This is a genomic window from Granulicella sp. L46 (assembly GCF_009765785.1).
Lineage (GTDB): Bacteria > Acidobacteriota > Terriglobia > Terriglobales > Acidobacteriaceae > Granulicella.
This window is the reverse complement of record NZ_LMUT01000015.1, coordinates 88,658-105,831: the sequence shown is the minus strand read 5'-3', so window position 1 is coordinate 105,831 and position 17,174 is coordinate 88,658. Positions and strand designations below refer to the sequence as shown.

The following is a 17,174-nucleotide window of genomic DNA, read 5'->3' as shown; positions in this document are numbered from 1 at the left end:
CTGTACGGCAATGGCGATTGAGCGGGCGCGGGTGGGTGAGGAAGTATTTGGGACTCTGTGGCTGTACGGCAATGGCGATTGAGCGGGCGCGGGTGGGTTAGAAGAAGTATTTGGGACTCTGTGGCTGTACGACAATGGCGATTGAACGGGCGCGGGGGGTAACGGCGATCGTGGTTGAAAGTCGCCTAGAGCATAGCTGGTTCGGGCAGGGTGGCGGGTCCTTCGGCTGCGTAACTCGCAAGTGCGCGAGTTGCTTCGCTCAGGATGACAGTTTTGTGGTGGGTGTCGAATGAAGCGAGGGCATTCGTGCGGCTGTAGCGAGGGCATTCGAGTGGCGATGGGGCTCGCTTAGTCGGACTCTTGTTGTTTGAGGGCCCAGTAGATGCCGGCGGCGATTTGGGCGGCGCCGATGGCTCGGGTTAGGTTGGGGCGTTTGGAGAGGCCGTGCATTAGATTGCGCCAGGGTTTGGGGCCTCGCTTCCAGGCGTTGGCGTCGGCTACCGGGTGGATGAGGGCCATGACGCCGTCGCCGATGAGGACCATGGCGGCGAAGTGTTTTGTGCGGGCTGGTGTCGTGATGAGCATAGTGGTTGGAGGGGTTACAGAGGGCGCGGTGTTGTCTGTTGGGTTTGTGGTGGCGCAGGCAAAATGCGGGGGTCCTTCGGCTGCGCCTCAGGATGACGGCGAAGAACAGGCAACGGCAATGGCAACAGCCAATACAGGGGTCCTTCCCCTTCGCTGGGCTCGAGGGTCAGGATGACGGCGGAAAGGCACGGTGGGTGCGCGTAAATGGGTGCGCGTAAAATCGGAGGTGTGATGGTCTTCGTGCTCGACAACTACGATTCGTTTACCTATAACCTCGTGCAATATATGGGGGAGTTGGGGGCTGAGGTGGTGGTGCGGCGAAATGATGAGGTGTCGCCGGAGGAGATTGTGGCGATGCGGCCGGAGCGGATTTTGCTGTCGCCAGGGCCTTGTACGCCGCAGGATGCTGGGATATTGATTCCGTTGATTCAGCATCTGGCGGCGCTGCCGAAGAAGGAGCAGATTCCGGTGCTTGGGGTTTGTTTGGGGCACCAGGCGATTGGCGCAGCGTTTGGCGGAGATGTGGTGCGGGCTCCGCAGCTGATGCATGGGAAGACGAGCGTGGTGGAGCATGATGGACGGACGATCTTCAAGGGGATTCCGAAGCCGATGACGTGCACGCGGTATCACTCGCTGATTGTGGAGGAGGGGACACTGCCGGAGGAGCTGGAGGTGTCGGCGCGGGTGGCTGGTGAGGGTGGTAAGGGTTTGATTATGGCGCTGCGGCATCGGACGCTGCCGATTGAGGGTGTGCAGTTTCATCCTGAGAGCGTGCTAACGGATCATGGGAAGCAGTTGATTGCGAATTTTCTGAAGCAGTAAAGAAGCAGCATTCCCTCAGCTGCTGAAGCCGCATGGCAGAAAAACGGGATTTACGTATGGGCTGAAGCACGTACCCTTCAACGGTCGGACCGTCAAACGACAGAGGAGCACAGGCAATCACGATGCGAAGTGTAACGATCGTACTTCTTGCTGCTGTGGGCGGTGTTGCACTTGCGCAGCAGCAGGCGGTGCAGGTGATGGGGACGGTGGCGACGAAGGATGCGCTGGTGACCGGTGGGCTCGAGGTGAAGGGGGATCGGGCAAGGCTGATGTCGAATGCGAGTGTGACGGCATATGACCATACGGCCCAGGTGAAGCTGGAGCGCGGGGGCGAGGTGCTGGTGTGTGCGACGAGCCAGTTTCATCTGCTGCATTCGGGGACGGGGAATGGGTTGTTGTTTGGGCTGGATCGCGGGGCTATCGAGTTGCACACGCCGACTGAGGGGCAGGATGTGATTTTGACGCCGGATATACGGTTCTCGGTGGAGTCGAAGGGAAACTATGATCTGCGGATGCGCGTGACGCGCGATGGCGATACGTGCGTGGAGAATGTGGGGAAGAAGGCTCCAGTACTGATGCTGAACGATGCGTTCTCGCGGGCGAGCTATCGGCTGATGGCAGGGCAGCATGTGCTGTTTGAGCGGGGGAATCTGCACGAGGTGGTGGACAACGAGCGGTCGCCGTGCGGGTGTCCTGGGTCGGAAAAGCCGGAGCACGTGGCGGAGGATGCGAGCGCGGCTACGAAGGCGGCGGCGCAGCATCCGTTCCCGGCGGCAGAGAGTGAAGGGCTCGCGCCGACGCAGCCTGTGGCGAATTCTCCGGCGGGCGAAATACAGACGCAGGTGGCGACTACGCTGGCCTATGCACCAGGACAGGGGACACCACCGAGTGCGGTGGAGACTCCAGAGCAGATTGTGGCGGATGGTTTGACTCCACCACCACCGCCGGTGGTGAAGCACTCGTTTGGGTATAAGTTCAAGCACTTCTGGTACAAGCTGTTTCATCCGGGGTCGTAGGCTAGAGCAACTGCAAGAGCTTTGACGCAAAGTTAGCCACGTTTCTCGAAGGCGTAAAGGTGTAGGGTTCGCGTGGGTGAGGCGCTGGGCTACAATTGTAGGGTTGGGCTGATGTTCCTTGAGCCCCATACTTTACCCACAGAATCAGGAGTTTTCCATGGCGATTCCGGCGACACAGATGCGCCCCGGCATGATTATCAAGTTCAAGGACGATCTTCATCTCGTCTTCAGCGTAGAGCACCGGACGCCGGGCAATTTGCGGGCGTTTATCCAGGCGAAGTTGAAGAACGTGCGGACGGGCGCGATGTTTACGGAACGGTTCCGGTCGCCGGACCCGATTGAGCGAGTGCATGTGGACTCGATCAAGATGGAGTACCTGTATAACGACGGCGACGATTATTACTTCATGGATCAGAACACGTATGAGCAGACGGCGTTGAAGCACGATACGCTGGGCGACTCGGTTGAGTACCTGACGCCGAATTTGCTGATCGAGGTGAGCTTTCATGACGGCAAGCCGGTCGGTATTGAGTTGCCGACGGCGGTTGAGATGACGGTGGTGGAGACGGAGCCGGGGATCAAGTCGGCAACGGCGAGCTCGGTGACAAAGCCTGCGAAGACGGAGACGGGGCTGATTGTGCAGGTGCCGCCGTTCATCAACGAGGGCGAGAAGATTCGCGTGGATACGGCTGAAGGCGCGTACATGAGCCGGGCGTAAAGGCAGAGCGTTCGATGGTGGTGCACTTTCTCATTCGCGGACGTGTGCAGGGCGTTGGGTTTCGCTGGTTCGTGCATCGCGAGGCGGCGGAGCTTGGGCTGCGCGGATGGGTGCGCAATACGGATGCGGGCGAGGTGGAGGTTGTTGCGGCTGGAGATGCCGCAATGATTGCCGAGCTGCGCGTGGAGTTGCGCAAGGGATCGCGCGGAAGCCGCGTGGATGCTGTGATTGAACATGAATTGACAGACGCCGAGGGCGAGTCGCTCGGTGCGTTTGAGATTGAAGGAGCATGGTAGAAGAGATGATTAAGCCTATTGATTGCGAGCCGTTGAAGGAGATGATCCGCGCTGTACCGGATTTTCCGAAGCCGGGGATTTTGTTTTATGACATTACGACGTTGCTTAAAGACAAGACGGGTTTTGCGCAGTTGATCGACGCGTTTGCGCAGTACTACATCGGCAAGAAAGTAGACCTGGTGCTGGGGATTGAGGCGCGCGGGTTTATCTTTGGGCCGGCGCTGGCGTATCGGTTGAATGCGGGGTTTGTGCCGGTGAGGAAGCCGAAGAAGCTGCCGGCGCCTGTCGAGAAGGTGCAGTATGACCTGGAGTATGGGAGTGATTCGCTGGAGATCCATGCGGATGCTATTTTGCCGGGGCAGCGGGTGATTATTGTCGATGACCTGTTGGCTACCGGCGGAACGATGGAGGCGACCATTGAGCTGGTGCGGCGGATGGGTGGCGAGATTGTGGGGCTGACCGTGGCGATTGAACTGGATTTTTTGAAGGGGCGGGAGAAGTTTCCAGAGATTGATGTGTTTAGCTTGATGCATTACGACGAGTAAGGGAGTCGGACGATGCGGCGGATGCTGGCAGTGGCGCTGGGGATGATGCTTGCTGCCTGGGCGTTGGCTGCGCGGGCGCAGGGCGACGCTCAGAAGCCAGATACAGATGAGTGGGGCAAGCTGGTTGCGGCGAACAATCTGGATTTGAAGGGGAACACGCCGTTTCACTTGGGGATGACGTTTCAGCTGTACGACCTGAACGGCAAACCGGAGAAGACGGGGAGCTTCGAGGTGTGGTGGACGGCGCCGGGGAAGCAACGGAGCGTGGTGCATCTGGATGGATTGAATGAGAACGGAATCGCGCCGGAAGGAGCGAATGTGGCGCTGGTGCGGGACTCCTACCTGGTGGGAGAGTTGTTGGAAGCGGCGATTCATCCTGTGCCGAGTGTGCGAACGCCTACGGATCTGCTGACGAGGACGGTGAAGTTCGGAAAGATCGAATTGGACTGTATTGGGCCCAAGCCCGGTCCCTTGGATGCAATGAACGCGCGGCCTGGGACGGCTTGTGTGACGCCGCACACAACGGATGTTTTGATTCTGCAGGGACTCGGCGGAAAGATGATCCTGATCCGGCCGGGGACGGGAAAGTTTCATGGCACGTGTGTAGCGCTTGATTTGCGAATAGCGTACCTCGGGAAGGATGCGATTGCGGGCAAGTTGACGACTCTGCAAGTCGAGAATGCGGCGAAGCTCGAAGCGGAGACTCCTGCAGTGACGACGTCTGGAGCGCCGGTTGCGCGGATGTCTGGTTCAGTCATCGCGGGGCAGCGGATTAAATTCACGGAGCCGAACTACCCGGAGGCAGCCAAGATTGGGCACCTGAGTGGCGCGGTCTTGTTGGGTGCCGTCATTGGTGTCGATGGGAACGTGCGCAGGCTGGTGCCGATTGCGAGCACCGATCCGATGTTTACCTACGCGGCGACAGATGCTGTGAAGCGCTGGAAGTATTTACCGTATCTGTTGAACGGAGAGCCTACTGAAGTTGATACGACGATCACAGTGAATTTTTCTTTGAACGGGCAGTGAATTTTTTCTTAAGGTTATGGCAAGAGATGATCGCCGGAATTAGGGTGTGGCTGCGCGTTGGAAATACACTACTAGTCGGGTTCGTTGCTGGGCCTGCAGGCATCTACAGAGATGTGGGCCGAATCGCGGTCCCCTAGTTTGAGATTGAAAGGAATTTTTTGTGACTCCCATTCATTCCGATGCATTGGTGTTTTTTGGCGCTACAGGGGACCTAGCTTATAAGAAGATCTTTCCTGCGTTGCAGGCGATGGTGAAGCGCGGTGCGCTTACGGTGCCTGTGATTGGCGTGGCGAAGGCTGGGTGGAATTTGGACCAGCTCAAGGCGCGCGCGAAGGATAGCCTGGAGCAGCATGGCGGTCTGGATCCGGCGGCGTGGGAGAAGCTGAGCGCGCTGCTGAAGTATGTGGATGGGGACTACAACGATGCGGCAACATTTGCCGCGGTGCGCGAGGCGTTGGGGGGCGCGAAGCATCCGGCGCATTATTTGGCGATTCCGCCGTCGCTGTTTGAAGAGGTGGTGGATCAGCTTGTGAAGTCCGGGTCGGCAGACGGGGCGCGGATGATTGTGGAGAAGCCATTTGGTCATGATCTGGCTTCGGCGCAGGAGCTGGATCGGATTCTGTTGAAGGCGTTTCCGGAGTCGTCGATTTTTCGGATTGATCATTATTTGGCGAAGGATCCGGTGCACAACATGGTGTCGTTCCGGTTCTCGAATTCTTTTCTGGAGCCGCTTTGGAATCGCGATCATATCCAAAGTGTGCAGATTACGATGGCGGAAGATTTTGGGATACAGGGGCGAGGTGCTTTTTACGATCAGACAGGTGCGGTCCGGGATGTGATTCAAAACCATTTATTTCAGCTGATGTGCAACCTGGCGATGGAGTCGCCGGCACGCAAAGATGCCGAATCGCTGCGGGATGAAAAAGTGAAGGTACTCAAAGCGATCTCTCCGATTAAAGCCAAAGACCTGGTGCGGGGACAGTTTGTTGGCTATCTGGATGAAAAGGGGGTGGCTCCCGGATCGAAGATGGAGACGTTCGCCGTGCTGCGTCTGGAGATTGAGTCGTGGAGGTGGGCGGGCGTTCCGTTTTACATTCGCGCGGGAAAGAATTTGCCGGTAACGTGCACCGAGGTGGTCACGAGGTTGAAGTGTCCGCCGATCACGAAATTCACGGATGCGCGAATTCCGCAGAACTATATACGCTTTCGGATCAGTCCCGATATGACGATCGCGATGGGTGTGTCGGTTGCGGCAGTGGAGGATCAATCGAAGAGGGATGCCGTAGAACTCGAGGTGAGTCGTCAGCCGCAGAAAGAGGAGATGGAGGCGTACGAGCGGGTGTTGACCGATGCGATGACCGGGGACTCAAGCATCTTTGCGCGGCAGGATTATGTGGAGGAAGCCTGGCGGATTGTTGATCCGGTGCTGAAGGAAGATACGCCGGTCTACAGCTACGAGCCGCATACCTGGGGGCCGAAGGAAGCGGACGCGATAACGCCGCCGGGAGGATGGGTGCAGCCGGTTCTGGATCATGATGTGACGGACGCGGCTGGGCAGAGTCTGGCTCAGAAGCCGGCGAGCGGTGGCACCGCCTAAGGGCTAGAGGCTTCCGAGGGAGAAGTAGTCGCGCACGGCGATGATGAACCAGAGGACTGGTGCGGCGAGAAGAAGGGCGTCGATGCGATCAAGTACGCCGCCGTGGCCGGGAAGGATGGTCCCGGAGTCTTTGACGCCGGCGCCGCGCTTGAGGGCGGACTCGAGGAGATCGCCGAACTGAGCGGCAGCATTGAGCACGACCGCGAGAATCAGAAAGACCCACCAGGGTTCCGATGTATGCAGCTTGGTGAAGGAAGAATTCTGCTGGGTAAACCAGTCGCCGAGCAGGATAAGGCCCATACCGAAGATGCAGGAGGCAAGGACGGAAGCGATTGCTCCTTCCCATGTCTTGTTGGGTGAAAGGCGTGGAGAAAATTTATGACGGCCGAAGCGCTTCCCGATGTAGAGGGCGGCGATGTCGCCAGACCAGACACAGAGGAAGAGAAACAGAAGGAGGGCTACACCATTCTCCTGGTTGAATATTTGTGGAAGAAGCATGAGCGGATAGGCGACATAGATCAGCATGAGCAGACCCACGGAGGTCTGCCAAAGAACGCTCTCGAGCGGGGTACTGAATACAGCTACCGCGAAAAGTACGAAGGTCGAGAAGGCAACGACGGTGATGGTCTCCATTGGACCGAAGTAGGCAGCAAGGAAAAAGAGCGCGATCGCCGAGAGAGCCCACCAGAGCGGAATCGAGCAACCGACAAGGCGCGCGAATGTGCGGAACTCCAGTGCAGCGAGCCCGGCAACGATGGCGGCGAAAACTGTGACCATCCAGAGCTTGCCGAAGAAGACTAAGGCTGCGACGAGTGCGATGAGTACGATTGCGGTGACGATGCGCTTCATGTGCCTTGTTGAGGATACATGGTTGAGAGGCACAGGTGAATGTGAGAACGGATGTGGACGAGTTGATTCTCTTTAGCGGTCTGGCCCTGGTTCCGGGAGACTTCTAGACGCCGCGATCCCAAGTAAAAGCCGTCGTGAGGGATACGCGGCGTTTCGAGGTTAGGGTGTGGGAAGGTTACAGAAGAAGGGGTTCTGGGCACAGAGAGCAGCGTTCTGACTGGATACCTTGTCGTCGAACGCGTGCTTCATGATGAGGCCGGTAGCGACGGCTGCGCCTACGGTGATGGCAATGAGCGCGATGGTGAAGCCGGTACCGTGGGAGTGGGGATAGGTGGTGAGGTTAGCGGTTTCGGTTTCGTCGAGTGGCTGGTTGGCGAGGACCTTAACACGGCTGACAAGGTTGGTGACGGCGATATCGAGCCAACGGGCGCGAGCTGCCTTGCGGCCTGCGATTTGGACAGGAGAGTTGACCGTCCAGAGCGTGACGTTGGACTTTGGATCTTTGATGGCGAGTTGGAAGGCGGGGCTGTTGATGGCGTAGGTGCCGGCGCGGTCGCCGTACACACCGGTAACAGGCGCGATGTCGCGGAGTTGGAAGACGAGGTCGGCCTGGTCGGGGGAGCTGACGAGCTGGAAGTGTCCCCAGGCTTGTAGGGCGGCGTACACCCGGCTATAGGCGTCTTGAGCGGTGATGGGGAAGTTCGCGTCGGCGCCGTTGTTGACGAGGAAGATTGTGCGGGCAGCGGCGATCTGGGTGGGAACGGGGGCCTGTGACGGGGCAGGCGCTTGAGGAGGGGGAGGGACTTGCGGGGTTTGGGCGGCTGCAGCTACTTGATGAATGGTGGCGGCGCGGACGCTTTGGTTGAAGAGGATAGCGAAGGAAAGAAAAGCTGCGATCGTGCGCAGAGCACGGTGGAGCGTGGTACTAGCTGCAGGTTTCATGGTCGAGCCTCTGTGGGTTGGCTGCTAACAGATGTGCATGCCAACTGATTCAGAGAACGCGACGCACGAAGAAAAGACTCCGCCAAGAATAGAAATATTTAGTTGCGGTGGTTTTGAGAATTATTTACGGAGCGGAAGGTTGCGTTGCTCCATAGACTGCGATGGAGAGGGTTGGGTCGGCGTTGGTCCAGGTGGACGAAGTGAAGGTTGCTACGGGAGCGATGTTGCCGTCACCGGTCGTGGAGAATTTAAGGACCGTGGGGCTGGCGGTGCTTCCGCAGGTAGGTACGGAGACCACGTAAAGGTAGCCTGCGTTGTCGAGGGCGATCCCACCGACGCAGCCGAGGAGGGTGTTGCTGCCGGTGATGTCGCGCAGGGGAGGCGTGTTGCCGGTGGCGGTCGGCTCGAAGATGAGGATGCTGGAGACGCCGGAGACGACGTTGGCGACGTAGAGATTTCCGGCAGTGTCTGTGGCGATGGCCTGCGGGGAACCGACGGCCATCGTGGTGAGCGCGCCGCCGATGGAGCGGATGGGGGCACCGGTAGACGTTGTATTGAAGACGACGATGGGATTGGTGACGTCTTCGCCTGAATTGACGATGTAGAGATTGTCGTTGGTATCGACCGCGGCGGCAGTGGGATTGACGAGTGTTGAGGCGCCGCCGGCGGTGATGAAGTCGGAGGGTGCGACAGAGCCGTTGGCGGTCGAGGCGAAGATAGCTACGCCACTGTTTGCTTCGGGAAGTGCGAGGTCGCCGGCGGGGTCAACGGCGAGACCATTGGGCGCGCTGATTTGCGTGGTGGTGTTGAAGGGGATGCCGCGGGTGGGCTGGGCGTTGTTGGAGGAGTTGACGGGGAACTCGAGGACGGAGGTGCCCGTGGTGCCCTCGGTGGCGGTGGTGTAGATGTCGCCCATGCCGTCGACGGCAAGGAAGGCGAGAGAGGTGACGTTGAGGTTGGCGATGGTGGAGACGGGGGTTGCGACGCCAGAGGCTGAAGTGGAGAACTGGAGAATGGTGCCGGTGGAGGCCGTAGTAGTGGGGGAGGCCTTGGCGGCGGAACCGGACGCGGGGGGCGGGGTGTTCTGAATGACATAGACGCCGGTGGAAGGAGCCCCGTTGGTATCGCCGAAGGTAGTGCCATCGCCGCTGCAGCCGGCGAGAGCGAGAACCACGGTGAGGCCAAAGGATGCGAACGCTGTTGCGGTCCGTGTTGGGGTCCGTGTAGCGATCGATACGGATAATTTCATGCCGCCTCCGTGGAATCTGTCCCGAGTGTCATAAGCCGACGCTAAATCACTGTGCCGGGCGAGAGGGAATCTCAACCGGCTGATTGAAGAGTTTTCTGATTCAAGCATATATCGGGAGGGGTCGGATAAAGGTAACAGGAGTAGCAGGAGAGATTCGGATCGAGGACTCTAATGAGATTCTTTATGAGTTGGTGACGACTATCGACGGGCTAGTTCGGCCGAGGTTTCGGCGGGGGGGGGAAGGGTATCGGAGAAGGACTCGTCGGAGGTCTCACCGAGGCCTCCGAAGCGACGCTCGCGCTGTTGATAGTCGGCGATGGCTTCGAGGAGATGAATGCCGCGGAAGTCGGGCCAGAGGCGGTCGGTGACGAAGATCTCTGCGTACGCGATCTGCCAGAGGAGGAAGTTTGAGATGCGTTGCTCGCCGGAGGTGCGAATGACGAGGTCGGGGTCGGGCATGTGGGCGGTGTAGAGCGCAGAGGAGATGTCTTTCTCATCGATGCGAGACTTGATGGCATCGTCTACACCCTCCGCGGCGAGCATGTCTTCGAGGGAGATGCCGCGCTGGTGGGCTTCCGCGATGAGCTTGTGTACGAGGGTACGAGCCGCGTCGACAATCTCGGATCGGGCGCCGTAGTTGAGCGCCAGGGTGAGGGTGGTTCCGGTGTTCTTGGCGGTCTGTTCGGAGGCCCACTGCATGGTGTCCTGGACTTCCTGAGGAAGTTCGTGGGTGCGGCCGATGTAGGCCATGCGGATATTGTTGTCGTTCATCCGCTTGACGTTGGAGATGAGGTAGTTGCGCAGCAACTTCATGAGGAAGTTGACTTCGTTTTTGGGGCGGCGGAGGTTGTTTTCGAGCGAGAAGGCGTAGAGGGTAATCCATGGAAGGTCGACGCGCGAGGCAGTCTCGACGACAAACTGAACGCACTCGGCGCCCTGTTGGTGGCCGAGGAAGCGTTTGAGGGCACGTTTGCCTGCCCAGCGGCCATTGCCGTCCATGATGATCGCGACGTGTTGCGGCATGCGCGCGGGATCTAGCGTGTCGTAGACGGCTCGCTCTTCGGGCGTAAGTTCGTGGGCCCGATTGGAGCGATGATAGACGCGGCTGGAAGAAGGTTCGCGCACGATGACTCTTAAGAAAGACGATAGCTGAAAAGCGGGAAGTAGGGAACCGAAAGCCGAAAACCGGCCAAAACAGGCACTCTATTTTGAATAGGATGCACTAAATGCGGAGAGGCGTCGCAGCACTCGTCCTGGGAAGAACGAGGGATGCGACGCCAGGGAGGTACGGTAACGCTGGACGGCCGATCAGGCCATGCGGCGGTTGCGACTCTGGGAGAGCTCGCGGACATGGTTGAGGAAGATCGACTTCTGGGTCGAGGTGAGGTGCGAAGTGTACTTGGCGACCTCAGCCAGGAAGGGATCGTTGAGCAGAACGGCAGTCTCGTCGCGGTGACGAGTGGGCGCGTCGCGGAGCAGGGCGGAGATGTCCACCTGCAGAGCGCGAGCGAGGCGATCGAGCGAGGACAGGGTAGGCATCGCCTTGCCGTTCTCGATCTTGGAGATGTAGGTGCGTGGCACGCCCATACGCGCGGCGAGCTGACGCTGCGATAGGTTGCGGACGTGGCGAAGATCGCGCACGGCAGTAGCTACCTGTGGGCCGGACTCGGGAGCTTCGGTTGTGGATTCAAGGACCAGCGCGATGGCAGGCTGGACTTTGGGAGGCTCGGGCAGCAAAGACTTCTTGCAGCGACGGCAGGTGTCTGAAGTGGTGCGGAATTGCACCAGCTTGCAGGCTTCGCAGCGCAGGACTTCGCGTTGCGGGACCTCAAATACGGACGTTTCAGCTGTGCTGTCAGAAGCAGCCTGCGGCTGGACATCCATTGCGCTGACCTGCGCGATAAAGGTTGCCATAAGTTGTGTAATGCGGACGGCTGCCAGAGCGGGCACCGATCACTTGCGTCCGATAACGAAGGCAAGCGATGTGCTTAGACTGACACTGGGTGTCGGAAGAGTCAAGGGGTATTGCCGGTGATTCCACCAAAAAAGTGGTAGAAAATGGGAAGTGAACCAAGGTGGTACATAGATTTCAAGGCGTTAGGCTGATGAGAAAGATTGGAGCTGCTGGTGAGCGAGGCGTTTGGAGTAGAACAGGCGGAGTCGTTGCTGAGAGAGTGGACGACGAATCCGTCGTTGGTGAAGCATGGACTGGCGGTGGCGCGCTGCACGGAGAGCTATGGACTGCGCGAGGCGGAGCGGCTGGGGTTGGGTGGCGACGAGCGTGTGAAGTTTGCGGAGCTGTATCGGTGCGCGGGGCTGCTGCATGATTTCGATTACGATCGGCACCCGACGCCGGAGGAACATCCGTTTGTGGGGGTGAAGTTTTTGCGGGAGCGTGGCTGGCCTGAGGAGATGCTGCACGCGATCCTGGCGCATGCGGATTACTCGGGCGTGCTGCCGGAGACGCATCTGGACAAGGCGCTGTTTGCGAGCGATGAGCTGGCGGGATTTCTTACCGCATGCGCGCTGGTGAAGCCGAGCAAGGCCATTGCGGAGGTCGAGATCGCGGGAGTGAAGAAGAAGATGAAGGACAAGGCGTTCGCGCGGGCGGTGAAGCGCGAGGATATTACGCGGGGAGCGGAACTGCTGGGGATTCCGTTGGACGAGCACATCGAGAACTGCCTGCGCGCGATGCAGGAGCATGCGGCGGAGTTAGGGCTGTAAGGATTCGCGGGCGTTTCGACGGAAAATGTGCGGCGGTCGCGCGCTACGTAGCTAGTGGCAGCCGCGCAGGATGGCGAGCCATGCTAGCGAGAGGATCAGGGAACCGATGATGCCGATGGTGAGCATTGGGGCTCGGGATGTTCGGGGCGGGTTGAAGGCGTCGTGGGAGTTCTGGTGGGGGGCGTCAGGGTTGTAGCGGATAGGAAAGAGGGTGTTTTGGGGGAGGGGCTTGTCGGAGGTGAACTCGCCGGTGTGGATCTCATCGTCGACGAAGTAGTTGTAGGAGATGCGGAAGTGTTTGGTGGTGGGGATGCCGAAGGCGAGAGCGCGGCCGGCACCGAAGTCATATTTGCACGCGGTGACGGTGGCGAGGGCTTCGGGCCATGCGGCTTGGTCGGTGATGGGTTCGGAGGTCATTCTGCCAGCAGTGCTGAGGATGAGATGCGCTGAACGCTGGCGGCGGCGAAGGCGGCGTTTGTGGTGGAGACGGTGGTGGGCAGGTTGACGGCGCGGGTAAGGTCTTCGATGACAAAGGATTCAAACCCGAGGCGGGCGGCGGCGAGGGCGGAGAAGCCTACACAGAAGTCGTAGGCTACGCCGGTGAAGAAGAGGCGGTTGAGGCCGCGTTCGCGAAGATAGCCGGCAAGGCCGGTGGGGGTTTTCTGATCGTTTTCGGTGAAGGCGGAGTAGCTGTCGATGCCTTTGCGGAAGCCTTTGCGGAGGATGAGCTCGGCGTGGGGGATGGAGAGATCGGGATGGAGTTCGGAGCCGCGAGTACCTTGAATGCAGTGGTCAGGCCAGAGATGCTGCGTGCCGTAGGGGGCTTCGACGGTGGTTTGGATACCATTTGGAAAGGGCTGAAGGCCGTGGGTGCTGGCGAAGGAGATGTGGCTGTGGGGGTGCCAGTCCTGCGTGAGGATTACGTGGTCGAAGCGGGCGGCGAGGGCGTTGATGCCGGGCAGAATGGCGTCGCCGTCCGCGACGGCCAGGGCGCCGTCGGGAAGAAAGTCCAGTTGCATGTCGATGACGAGGAGAGCGTCGGTATGGCGGAGTTGCATAGGAATAAGCGTACTATTTTGTGCAAAGGCTCGCGCTAGGGTTATGACGAGGGCCGAGGGAGTGCATCGAAGAGGACATGTGCGCGATGAATCGAACGAAGGATAGGGTTGGGAGTTGGTGAGGGACTTGGTAAAGATTATTGAATCTCCGCGAGACGCATGGCAGGCGCTGCCGAAGGTGATGAAGCCTGAGGTGAAGGCGGAGTATCTGCGTGCGTTGATTGCTGCGGGGTTTACGCATCTGGATGCGGTGGGATTTGTGTCGAAGGAGTTTGTGCCGCAGATGGCGGACTCAGAGCTGGTGTTGGAGTATTTGGACGCGGCCGAAGAGATCGAGATGATTGGGTTGGTGGCGAATGTTAAGGGCGCGGAACGTGCGGTGAAGAGCGGTCGGCTGACGACGCTCGCGTTTCCATACTCGATCTCGCCACAGTTTCTCGAGCGCAACCAGCGGCAGACGCCGGAAGAGGCGCTCGATGAGTTGGAACAGATCGGGGAGATTGCGTATAAGGGCGGCCAGGATATGGTCGCGTATGTTGCGATGGCGTTTGGGAATCCGTTTGGGGATGTGTGGGATATCGACGAGGTGGTGAGTGCGGTGGATTTGCTGGTGGATTCGGGAGTAGCGCAGGTGTCTCTGTCGGATACTTCCGGAGCTGCGTCTGCCGACCTGGTGAGGGACGTGGTGCGGCTGGTGATGGATGTTCATGATGGTTTGGAAGTGGGGGTCCATTTACGCGCGCGGCCGGAGGATGCTGCGGCGAAGGTGCGGGCGGCGTATGAGGCTGGGTGCAGGCGGTTCGATACGACCATCGGCGGCTTTGGAACGTATCCCTATGCGCAGGATGTGATGGTGGGGAATCTTGCGACGGAGACACTGCTGGCTACGCTGAAGGATCTGGGCGCGGAGCTTCCTGAGATTGAGCCGCTGGACCATTTGGTCGCGATGAGCGCGGAGATGGAGAAGCGGTTCGGGGTGGCGATGCAGTAGCGTAGCGACGATATTCGGAAGGTCTGCGGATCGCATCTTCTAGACTAAAGGCATGAGCGATATGGAGAAGGTGATCGAGCAGGGCTATGCCGAGGCTCGAGTACGAGTGCGTTATGCCGAGACCGACCAGATGGGCGTCGTGTATCACGCGAACTACCTGGTGTGGTTCGAGGTGGGGCGGGTGGAGTTTATTCGGCAACTGGGGCTGGACTACAAGACCATGGAGCAGGAGGATGACGCGTTGATCGCGGTCGCCGAGGCGACGGCACGGTACAAGGCGCCGGCGCGCTACGACGATGAGTTAATAATTCGGACGTCGCTGTCGGGGGTAAGAGGACCGATTGTGAGGTTTCGGTATGTGGTGGTGCGGGCTGTGAATGGGAGTGGGGACGAGACAGTGTTGTGCGAGGGCGAGACCGTGCACTTTGTGGTGGGACGGGATATGAAGCGACGTGAGATGCCGGCGAAGTATGCGGAGCGGTTCGCTGCAGTGATGCATCGGCTGGTGAAGAAGGATTGAGGCGGTGGGCTTAGGCGCGTGGTTTGCGAGCGAGCTGCCAGGCCTTGGCGTACTTCCAACTCGAGTAGCAGGCGTGGTAGAGGTTCAGAAGCAGGCCTTCGCGGCCGTCGAGGAAGCCAAGGCGAAAGAAATAATTCCACTTGAAGCCGACGAGCGGGAAGATGACGATGCGCGCGAAGAAGGTGAAGATATTGGCGCTGGTGCGGCCGTTGTCGACGAGAAGTTGGGCGCCGAGTGAGCTGTAGCGGTCCATATGCTCAATGTAGGACGAGAGCGTTGGATAGGCGTGGTGGAGAATGTCACCATCGAGAGTGGCCGTGGGGCCGCTGAAGCGGATGGTCTCATGGACAGGACGGGCTTCGAATTGGGTGGGGGCGGGAAGGTTGCGGCGGAAGAGGCGGAGCTTGGGGTCGGGGTAGAAGCCGCCATGTTTGATCCAACGGCCAAGAAAAAGATTGCGTCGCTTGAGGTAAAAGGCGTCGACGGTTGGTTGTGAAGAAAGGGTTTGGCGAATCTGTTGTTGTAGCTCGGGGGAGAGTTCTTCGTCGGCGTCGAGCGAGAGGAGCCAGTCGCTGGTGCATTGAGAGAGGGCGAAGTTTTTCTGTGCGGCGAAGCCGGGCCAGGGGCGCTCGAGGACGGTGGCGTTGAAGCTGCGTGCGATTTCCAGGGTGCGGTCGGTGGAACCGGAGTCTACGATAACGATCTGGTCGGCCCAGGCGACGCTGGCTAGGGTGCGCGCGAGGTTCTCTTCTTCGTTGAAGGTGACGATGGCGACGGACAAGATAGGCATCTTGAAGAGTGACGTTCGTTTCTGCGGAGAAGTTTTGAAGGACTAGGTAAGAGTGATGCTGGGGTCGTCCAGTTGCTCGCGGAGTAGGCGCTCGGTGAGGATGCGGAGGTCTTCGCCTGTCTTGGGTAGTGTGAAGGCGCGCGCTGTTTCGTCCCACTCAAGTTTGTAGGAGGTGGAGAGCGCGGAGATCCAAACCTGGCGAACCGGGGTGTTGGGCGTGAAGACAAATTTGGCGGCGCCGTCTTCGAAGAGAACGTTGAGGACGCCATTCTTCTCGTCGGTCTCGAAGCCGCCGGCTTCCTCGGCACGGAAGAGAGCCTGCTTGAGGGACTCGAGGGCCTTGTCAGACTCTTGGCGGAATGTGATTTCGTCGATCATGCAAACACTAGTGTAACGGTTGCTCGTGCTGCTGGTCGTGGGCGGTGACACAGGGGGCTGGGGGTCCACTGGGTTCGAAGTGCAGTGTGGTATCTGAGAAGGCGAACGGCTGGCAGGAAAAGTCGCGGAGGCGGGATTCCTCGAAGGTCTCCGCGTGAGCGATGGGGTCGCCAGCTACGTTGGGCTTGTCGTGGCCCGTAGCGGTGACGAGAAGGAAGCGATGTTCAGGGTCGGTGCCATCTGGCTGGAGCCAGCGCTGCGTAATGTCACAGGGATGCTGATGGGTGGGGTCGCAGGTGCGTTCGCTCGAGGCGAAGCCGGTGGTGATAGTGGGACGGCCGTTGAGGATCTGGAGGTGAACTTCGGTCTCCGTGAAGTCTCCGTTAGCGCCTGGGGCGGTGGAGTGAAAGACGGCAGTGTAATGCTGCGGTTCGCGGAGCGCGCGGTCGGCGCGGAGGAAGGTGGACGGGGTGGTGGACGTATTGGTGAAGCTGGTTGGGTAAATGACGGTCGCGATGCGGTGCCATTGTTCGTCTTCCGGCATGAAGATGGCACTTACCAGGTGCTGGTCAAGCTCTACGGTGAGGATTGCGTCTAGTTCGTTGGAGGTGCCGAGAGCCAGCAGATCGAGGCGCACGGAGTGCGGGAACGGGGCATGGCCATGGTCAAGGTACGTCTCCGGTGCGCCAATGGCAGCAAGGGCAGCTGCCCGTGTACGGTCGTCAGAGGTTTGGAGTTGGGTTGCAAGCGATTGTGGCGCGGAGACCGCTAGATTCACGGTGGAAAATTGCAGGGTACCGAGGCTTGGAGTGGCGAGCGGTGCGGCCTGGGGCGCTGCTATCTGCTTTGAGGGCGGAGCCGTTGGCGGCGAGGATCCCAGATCGTGCTTCTGAGCCGAGGCTGGGCAAACGATGCAGAGTAGCGCAACGGGAAGAGCGGCAAATGATCGAAAAAGGTGCATGGATATTGGTCCAGAGAATACTTTAAGAAATAGCAAGAAGAGTGAGGTGCGCTTATTTCAGTATTCTATGGGTTTTGTAGAAGTGCCACTTTTCAACAAGATAACTT

Annotated in this window: 21 protein-coding genes; 10 read left to right on the top strand and 11 right to left on the bottom strand. The window is 59.3% G+C overall.

The genetic code is table 11. The features are described 5' to 3' along the window. Positions 1 to 348: 348 nt before the first annotated feature. The gene (locus GSQ80_RS16905; protein WP_158788850.1) at positions 349 to 585 is read right to left on the bottom strand and encodes a hypothetical protein; all 237 of its coding nucleotides are present in this window, start codon (positions 583 to 585) and stop codon (positions 349 to 351) included. A 231-nt stretch (positions 586 to 816) separates the two neighbouring features. Here GSQ80_RS16905 and GSQ80_RS16900 point away from each other — a divergent pair, with 231 nt between their 5' ends. The 7 genes from GSQ80_RS16900 (at position 817) to zwf (ending at position 6,605) form a co-directional block, all read left to right on the top strand. Further along, complete coding sequence (locus tag GSQ80_RS16900) at positions 817 to 1,407, top strand: aminodeoxychorismate/anthranilate synthase component II (protein WP_158788849.1); 591 nt, start codon at positions 817 to 819, stop codon at positions 1,405 to 1,407. Between the two features lie 122 nt (positions 1,408 to 1,529). Then, entirely contained in the window at positions 1,530 to 2,423 is an 894-nt protein-coding gene (locus GSQ80_RS16895; protein WP_158788848.1) for a nuclease, read from the top strand. A 157-nt stretch (positions 2,424 to 2,580) separates the two neighbouring features. After that, positions 2,581 to 3,141, top strand: coding sequence for an elongation factor P (gene efp / locus GSQ80_RS16890; RefSeq protein WP_158788847.1), 561 nt, complete (start codon positions 2,581 to 2,583; stop codon positions 3,139 to 3,141). A 14-nt stretch (positions 3,142 to 3,155) separates the two neighbouring features. Further along, positions 3,156 to 3,437: an acylphosphatase gene (locus GSQ80_RS16885; protein WP_158788846.1), complete on the top strand. Its 282-nt coding sequence runs from the start codon at positions 3,156 to 3,158 to the stop codon at positions 3,435 to 3,437. A gap of 5 nt (positions 3,438 to 3,442) precedes the next feature. After that, a complete protein-coding gene (locus GSQ80_RS16880) occupies positions 3,443 to 3,982 on the top strand; it encodes an adenine phosphoribosyltransferase (protein ID WP_158788845.1) in 540 nt (179 codons plus the stop codon). 12 nt (positions 3,983 to 3,994) lie between these two features. After that, positions 3,995 to 5,008, top strand: coding sequence for an energy transducer TonB (locus tag GSQ80_RS23455; protein WP_158788844.1), 1,014 nt, complete (start codon positions 3,995 to 3,997; stop codon positions 5,006 to 5,008). A 160-nt stretch (positions 5,009 to 5,168) separates the two neighbouring features. Further along, entirely contained in the window at positions 5,169 to 6,605 is a 1,437-nt protein-coding gene (gene zwf, locus GSQ80_RS16870; protein ID WP_158788843.1) for a glucose-6-phosphate dehydrogenase, read from the top strand. Between the two features lie 3 nt (positions 6,606 to 6,608). On the opposite strand, the gene GSQ80_RS16865 is transcribed toward zwf, so the two are convergent. From GSQ80_RS16865 to GSQ80_RS16845, 5 genes are all read right to left on the bottom strand, one after another. Continuing rightward, on the bottom strand, positions 6,609 to 7,454 hold the full coding sequence (locus GSQ80_RS16865; RefSeq protein WP_158788842.1) for a phosphatidate cytidylyltransferase: 846 nt from the start codon (positions 7,452 to 7,454) through the stop codon (positions 6,609 to 6,611). Between the two features lie 159 nt (positions 7,455 to 7,613). Then, positions 7,614 to 8,396, bottom strand: a complete 783-nt coding sequence (locus GSQ80_RS16860; RefSeq protein WP_158788841.1) for a hypothetical protein — start codon at positions 8,394 to 8,396, stop codon at positions 7,614 to 7,616. 124 nt (positions 8,397 to 8,520) lie between these two features. After that, positions 8,521 to 9,645, bottom strand: a complete 1,125-nt coding sequence (locus tag GSQ80_RS16855) for a hypothetical protein (protein ID WP_158788840.1) — start codon at positions 9,643 to 9,645, stop codon at positions 8,521 to 8,523. 198 nt (positions 9,646 to 9,843) lie between these two features. Continuing rightward, positions 9,844 to 10,770 carry a polyprenyl diphosphate synthase gene (uppS, locus tag GSQ80_RS16850; RefSeq protein WP_158788839.1) on the bottom strand — a complete coding sequence of 309 codons (927 nt, stop codon included), beginning with the start codon at positions 10,768 to 10,770 and terminating at the stop codon, positions 9,844 to 9,846. A 183-nt stretch (positions 10,771 to 10,953) separates the two neighbouring features. Next, positions 10,954 to 11,559 carry a helix-turn-helix domain-containing protein gene (locus GSQ80_RS16845; RefSeq protein WP_158788838.1) on the bottom strand — a complete coding sequence of 202 codons (606 nt, stop codon included), beginning with the start codon at positions 11,557 to 11,559 and terminating at the stop codon, positions 10,954 to 10,956. 213 nt (positions 11,560 to 11,772) lie between these two features. Between GSQ80_RS16845 and GSQ80_RS16840 the strand changes: the two genes are divergently transcribed. Beyond that, on the top strand, positions 11,773 to 12,369 hold the full coding sequence (locus GSQ80_RS16840) for an HD domain-containing protein (RefSeq protein ID WP_158788837.1): 597 nt from the start codon (positions 11,773 to 11,775) through the stop codon (positions 12,367 to 12,369). Between the two features lie 51 nt (positions 12,370 to 12,420). Here the strand turns inward: GSQ80_RS16840 and GSQ80_RS16835 are convergent, their stop codons facing one another. Beyond that, the gene (locus GSQ80_RS16835) at positions 12,421 to 12,786 is read right to left on the bottom strand and encodes a hypothetical protein (RefSeq protein WP_158788836.1); all 366 of its coding nucleotides are present in this window, start codon (positions 12,784 to 12,786) and stop codon (positions 12,421 to 12,423) included. Next, positions 12,783 to 13,427: a nicotinamidase gene (locus tag GSQ80_RS16830; protein WP_158788835.1), complete on the bottom strand. Its 645-nt coding sequence runs from the start codon at positions 13,425 to 13,427 to the stop codon at positions 12,783 to 12,785. The genes GSQ80_RS16835 and GSQ80_RS16830 overlap by 4 nt, the downstream gene beginning before the upstream one ends. 118 nt (positions 13,428 to 13,545) lie before the next feature. Between GSQ80_RS16830 and GSQ80_RS16825 the strand changes: the two genes are divergently transcribed. Together GSQ80_RS16825 and GSQ80_RS16820 are read left to right on the top strand one after the other, a co-directional pair. Continuing rightward, positions 13,546 to 14,418: a hydroxymethylglutaryl-CoA lyase gene (locus tag GSQ80_RS16825; protein WP_254059718.1), complete on the top strand. Its 873-nt coding sequence runs from the start codon at positions 13,546 to 13,548 to the stop codon at positions 14,416 to 14,418. 52 nt (positions 14,419 to 14,470) lie between these two features. Continuing rightward, entirely contained in the window at positions 14,471 to 14,938 is a 468-nt protein-coding gene (locus tag GSQ80_RS16820; RefSeq protein WP_158788834.1) for a thioesterase family protein, read from the top strand. A 10-nt stretch (positions 14,939 to 14,948) separates the two neighbouring features. On the opposite strand, the gene GSQ80_RS16815 is transcribed toward GSQ80_RS16820, so the two are convergent. Genes GSQ80_RS16815 through GSQ80_RS16805 form a run of 3 tightly spaced genes read right to left on the bottom strand, consistent with a single transcriptional unit; the run spans position 14,949 to position 17,067 of the window. Continuing rightward, the gene (locus GSQ80_RS16815; protein ID WP_158788833.1) at positions 14,949 to 15,728 is read right to left on the bottom strand and encodes a glycosyltransferase family 2 protein; all 780 of its coding nucleotides are present in this window, start codon (positions 15,726 to 15,728) and stop codon (positions 14,949 to 14,951) included. 42 nt (positions 15,729 to 15,770) lie between these two features. Further along, on the bottom strand, positions 15,771 to 16,106 hold the full coding sequence (gene cyaY / locus GSQ80_RS16810) for an iron donor protein CyaY (RefSeq protein WP_158788832.1): 336 nt from the start codon (positions 16,104 to 16,106) through the stop codon (positions 15,771 to 15,773). Between the two features lie 7 nt (positions 16,107 to 16,113). After that, a complete protein-coding gene (locus GSQ80_RS16805; RefSeq protein ID WP_158788831.1) occupies positions 16,114 to 17,067 on the bottom strand; it encodes a hypothetical protein in 954 nt (317 codons plus the stop codon). Between the last annotated feature and the right edge of the window lie 107 nt (positions 17,068 to 17,174).

Excerpts from the sequence above, each read along its gene's own strand:
- GSQ80_RS16855 (WP_158788840.1), bottom strand. The coding sequence starts at position 9,645 with ATGAAATTATCCGTATCGATCGCTACACGGACCCCAACACGGACCGCA.
- GSQ80_RS16865 (WP_158788842.1), bottom strand. The coding sequence starts at position 7,454 with ATGAAGCGCATCGTCACCGCAATCGTACTCATCGCACTCGTCGCAGCC.
- cyaY (WP_158788832.1), bottom strand. The coding sequence starts at position 16,106 with ATGATCGACGAAATCACATTCCGCCAAGAGTCTGACAAGGCCCTCGAG.
- GSQ80_RS16885 (WP_158788846.1), top strand. The coding sequence starts at position 3,156 with ATGGTGGTGCACTTTCTCATTCGCGGACGTGTGCAGGGCGTTGGGTTT.
- GSQ80_RS16805 (WP_158788831.1), bottom strand. The coding sequence starts at position 17,067 with ATGCACCTTTTTCGATCATTTGCCGCTCTTCCCGTTGCGCTACTCTGC.
- GSQ80_RS16895 (WP_158788848.1), top strand. The coding sequence starts at position 1,530 with ATGCGAAGTGTAACGATCGTACTTCTTGCTGCTGTGGGCGGTGTTGCA.
- GSQ80_RS16905 (WP_158788850.1), bottom strand. The coding sequence starts at position 585 with ATGCTCATCACGACACCAGCCCGCACAAAACACTTCGCCGCCATGGTC.
- GSQ80_RS23455 (WP_158788844.1), top strand. The coding sequence starts at position 3,995 with ATGCGGCGGATGCTGGCAGTGGCGCTGGGGATGATGCTTGCTGCCTGG.
- efp (WP_158788847.1), top strand. The coding sequence starts at position 2,581 with ATGGCGATTCCGGCGACACAGATGCGCCCCGGCATGATTATCAAGTTC.
- GSQ80_RS16845 (WP_158788838.1), bottom strand. The coding sequence starts at position 11,559 with ATGGCAACCTTTATCGCGCAGGTCAGCGCAATGGATGTCCAGCCGCAG.
- GSQ80_RS16835 (WP_158788836.1), bottom strand. The coding sequence starts at position 12,786 with ATGACCTCCGAACCCATCACCGACCAAGCCGCATGGCCCGAAGCCCTC.
- GSQ80_RS16815 (WP_158788833.1), bottom strand. The coding sequence starts at position 15,728 with ATGCCTATCTTGTCCGTCGCCATCGTCACCTTCAACGAAGAAGAGAAC.
- GSQ80_RS16830 (WP_158788835.1), bottom strand. The coding sequence starts at position 13,427 with ATGCAACTCCGCCATACCGACGCTCTCCTCGTCATCGACATGCAACTG.
- GSQ80_RS16900 (WP_158788849.1), top strand. The coding sequence starts at position 817 with ATGGTCTTCGTGCTCGACAACTACGATTCGTTTACCTATAACCTCGTG.
- GSQ80_RS16860 (WP_158788841.1), bottom strand. The coding sequence starts at position 8,396 with ATGAAACCTGCAGCTAGTACCACGCTCCACCGTGCTCTGCGCACGATC.
- GSQ80_RS16880 (WP_158788845.1), top strand. The coding sequence starts at position 3,443 with ATGATTAAGCCTATTGATTGCGAGCCGTTGAAGGAGATGATCCGCGCT.
- GSQ80_RS16820 (WP_158788834.1), top strand. The coding sequence starts at position 14,471 with ATGAGCGATATGGAGAAGGTGATCGAGCAGGGCTATGCCGAGGCTCGA.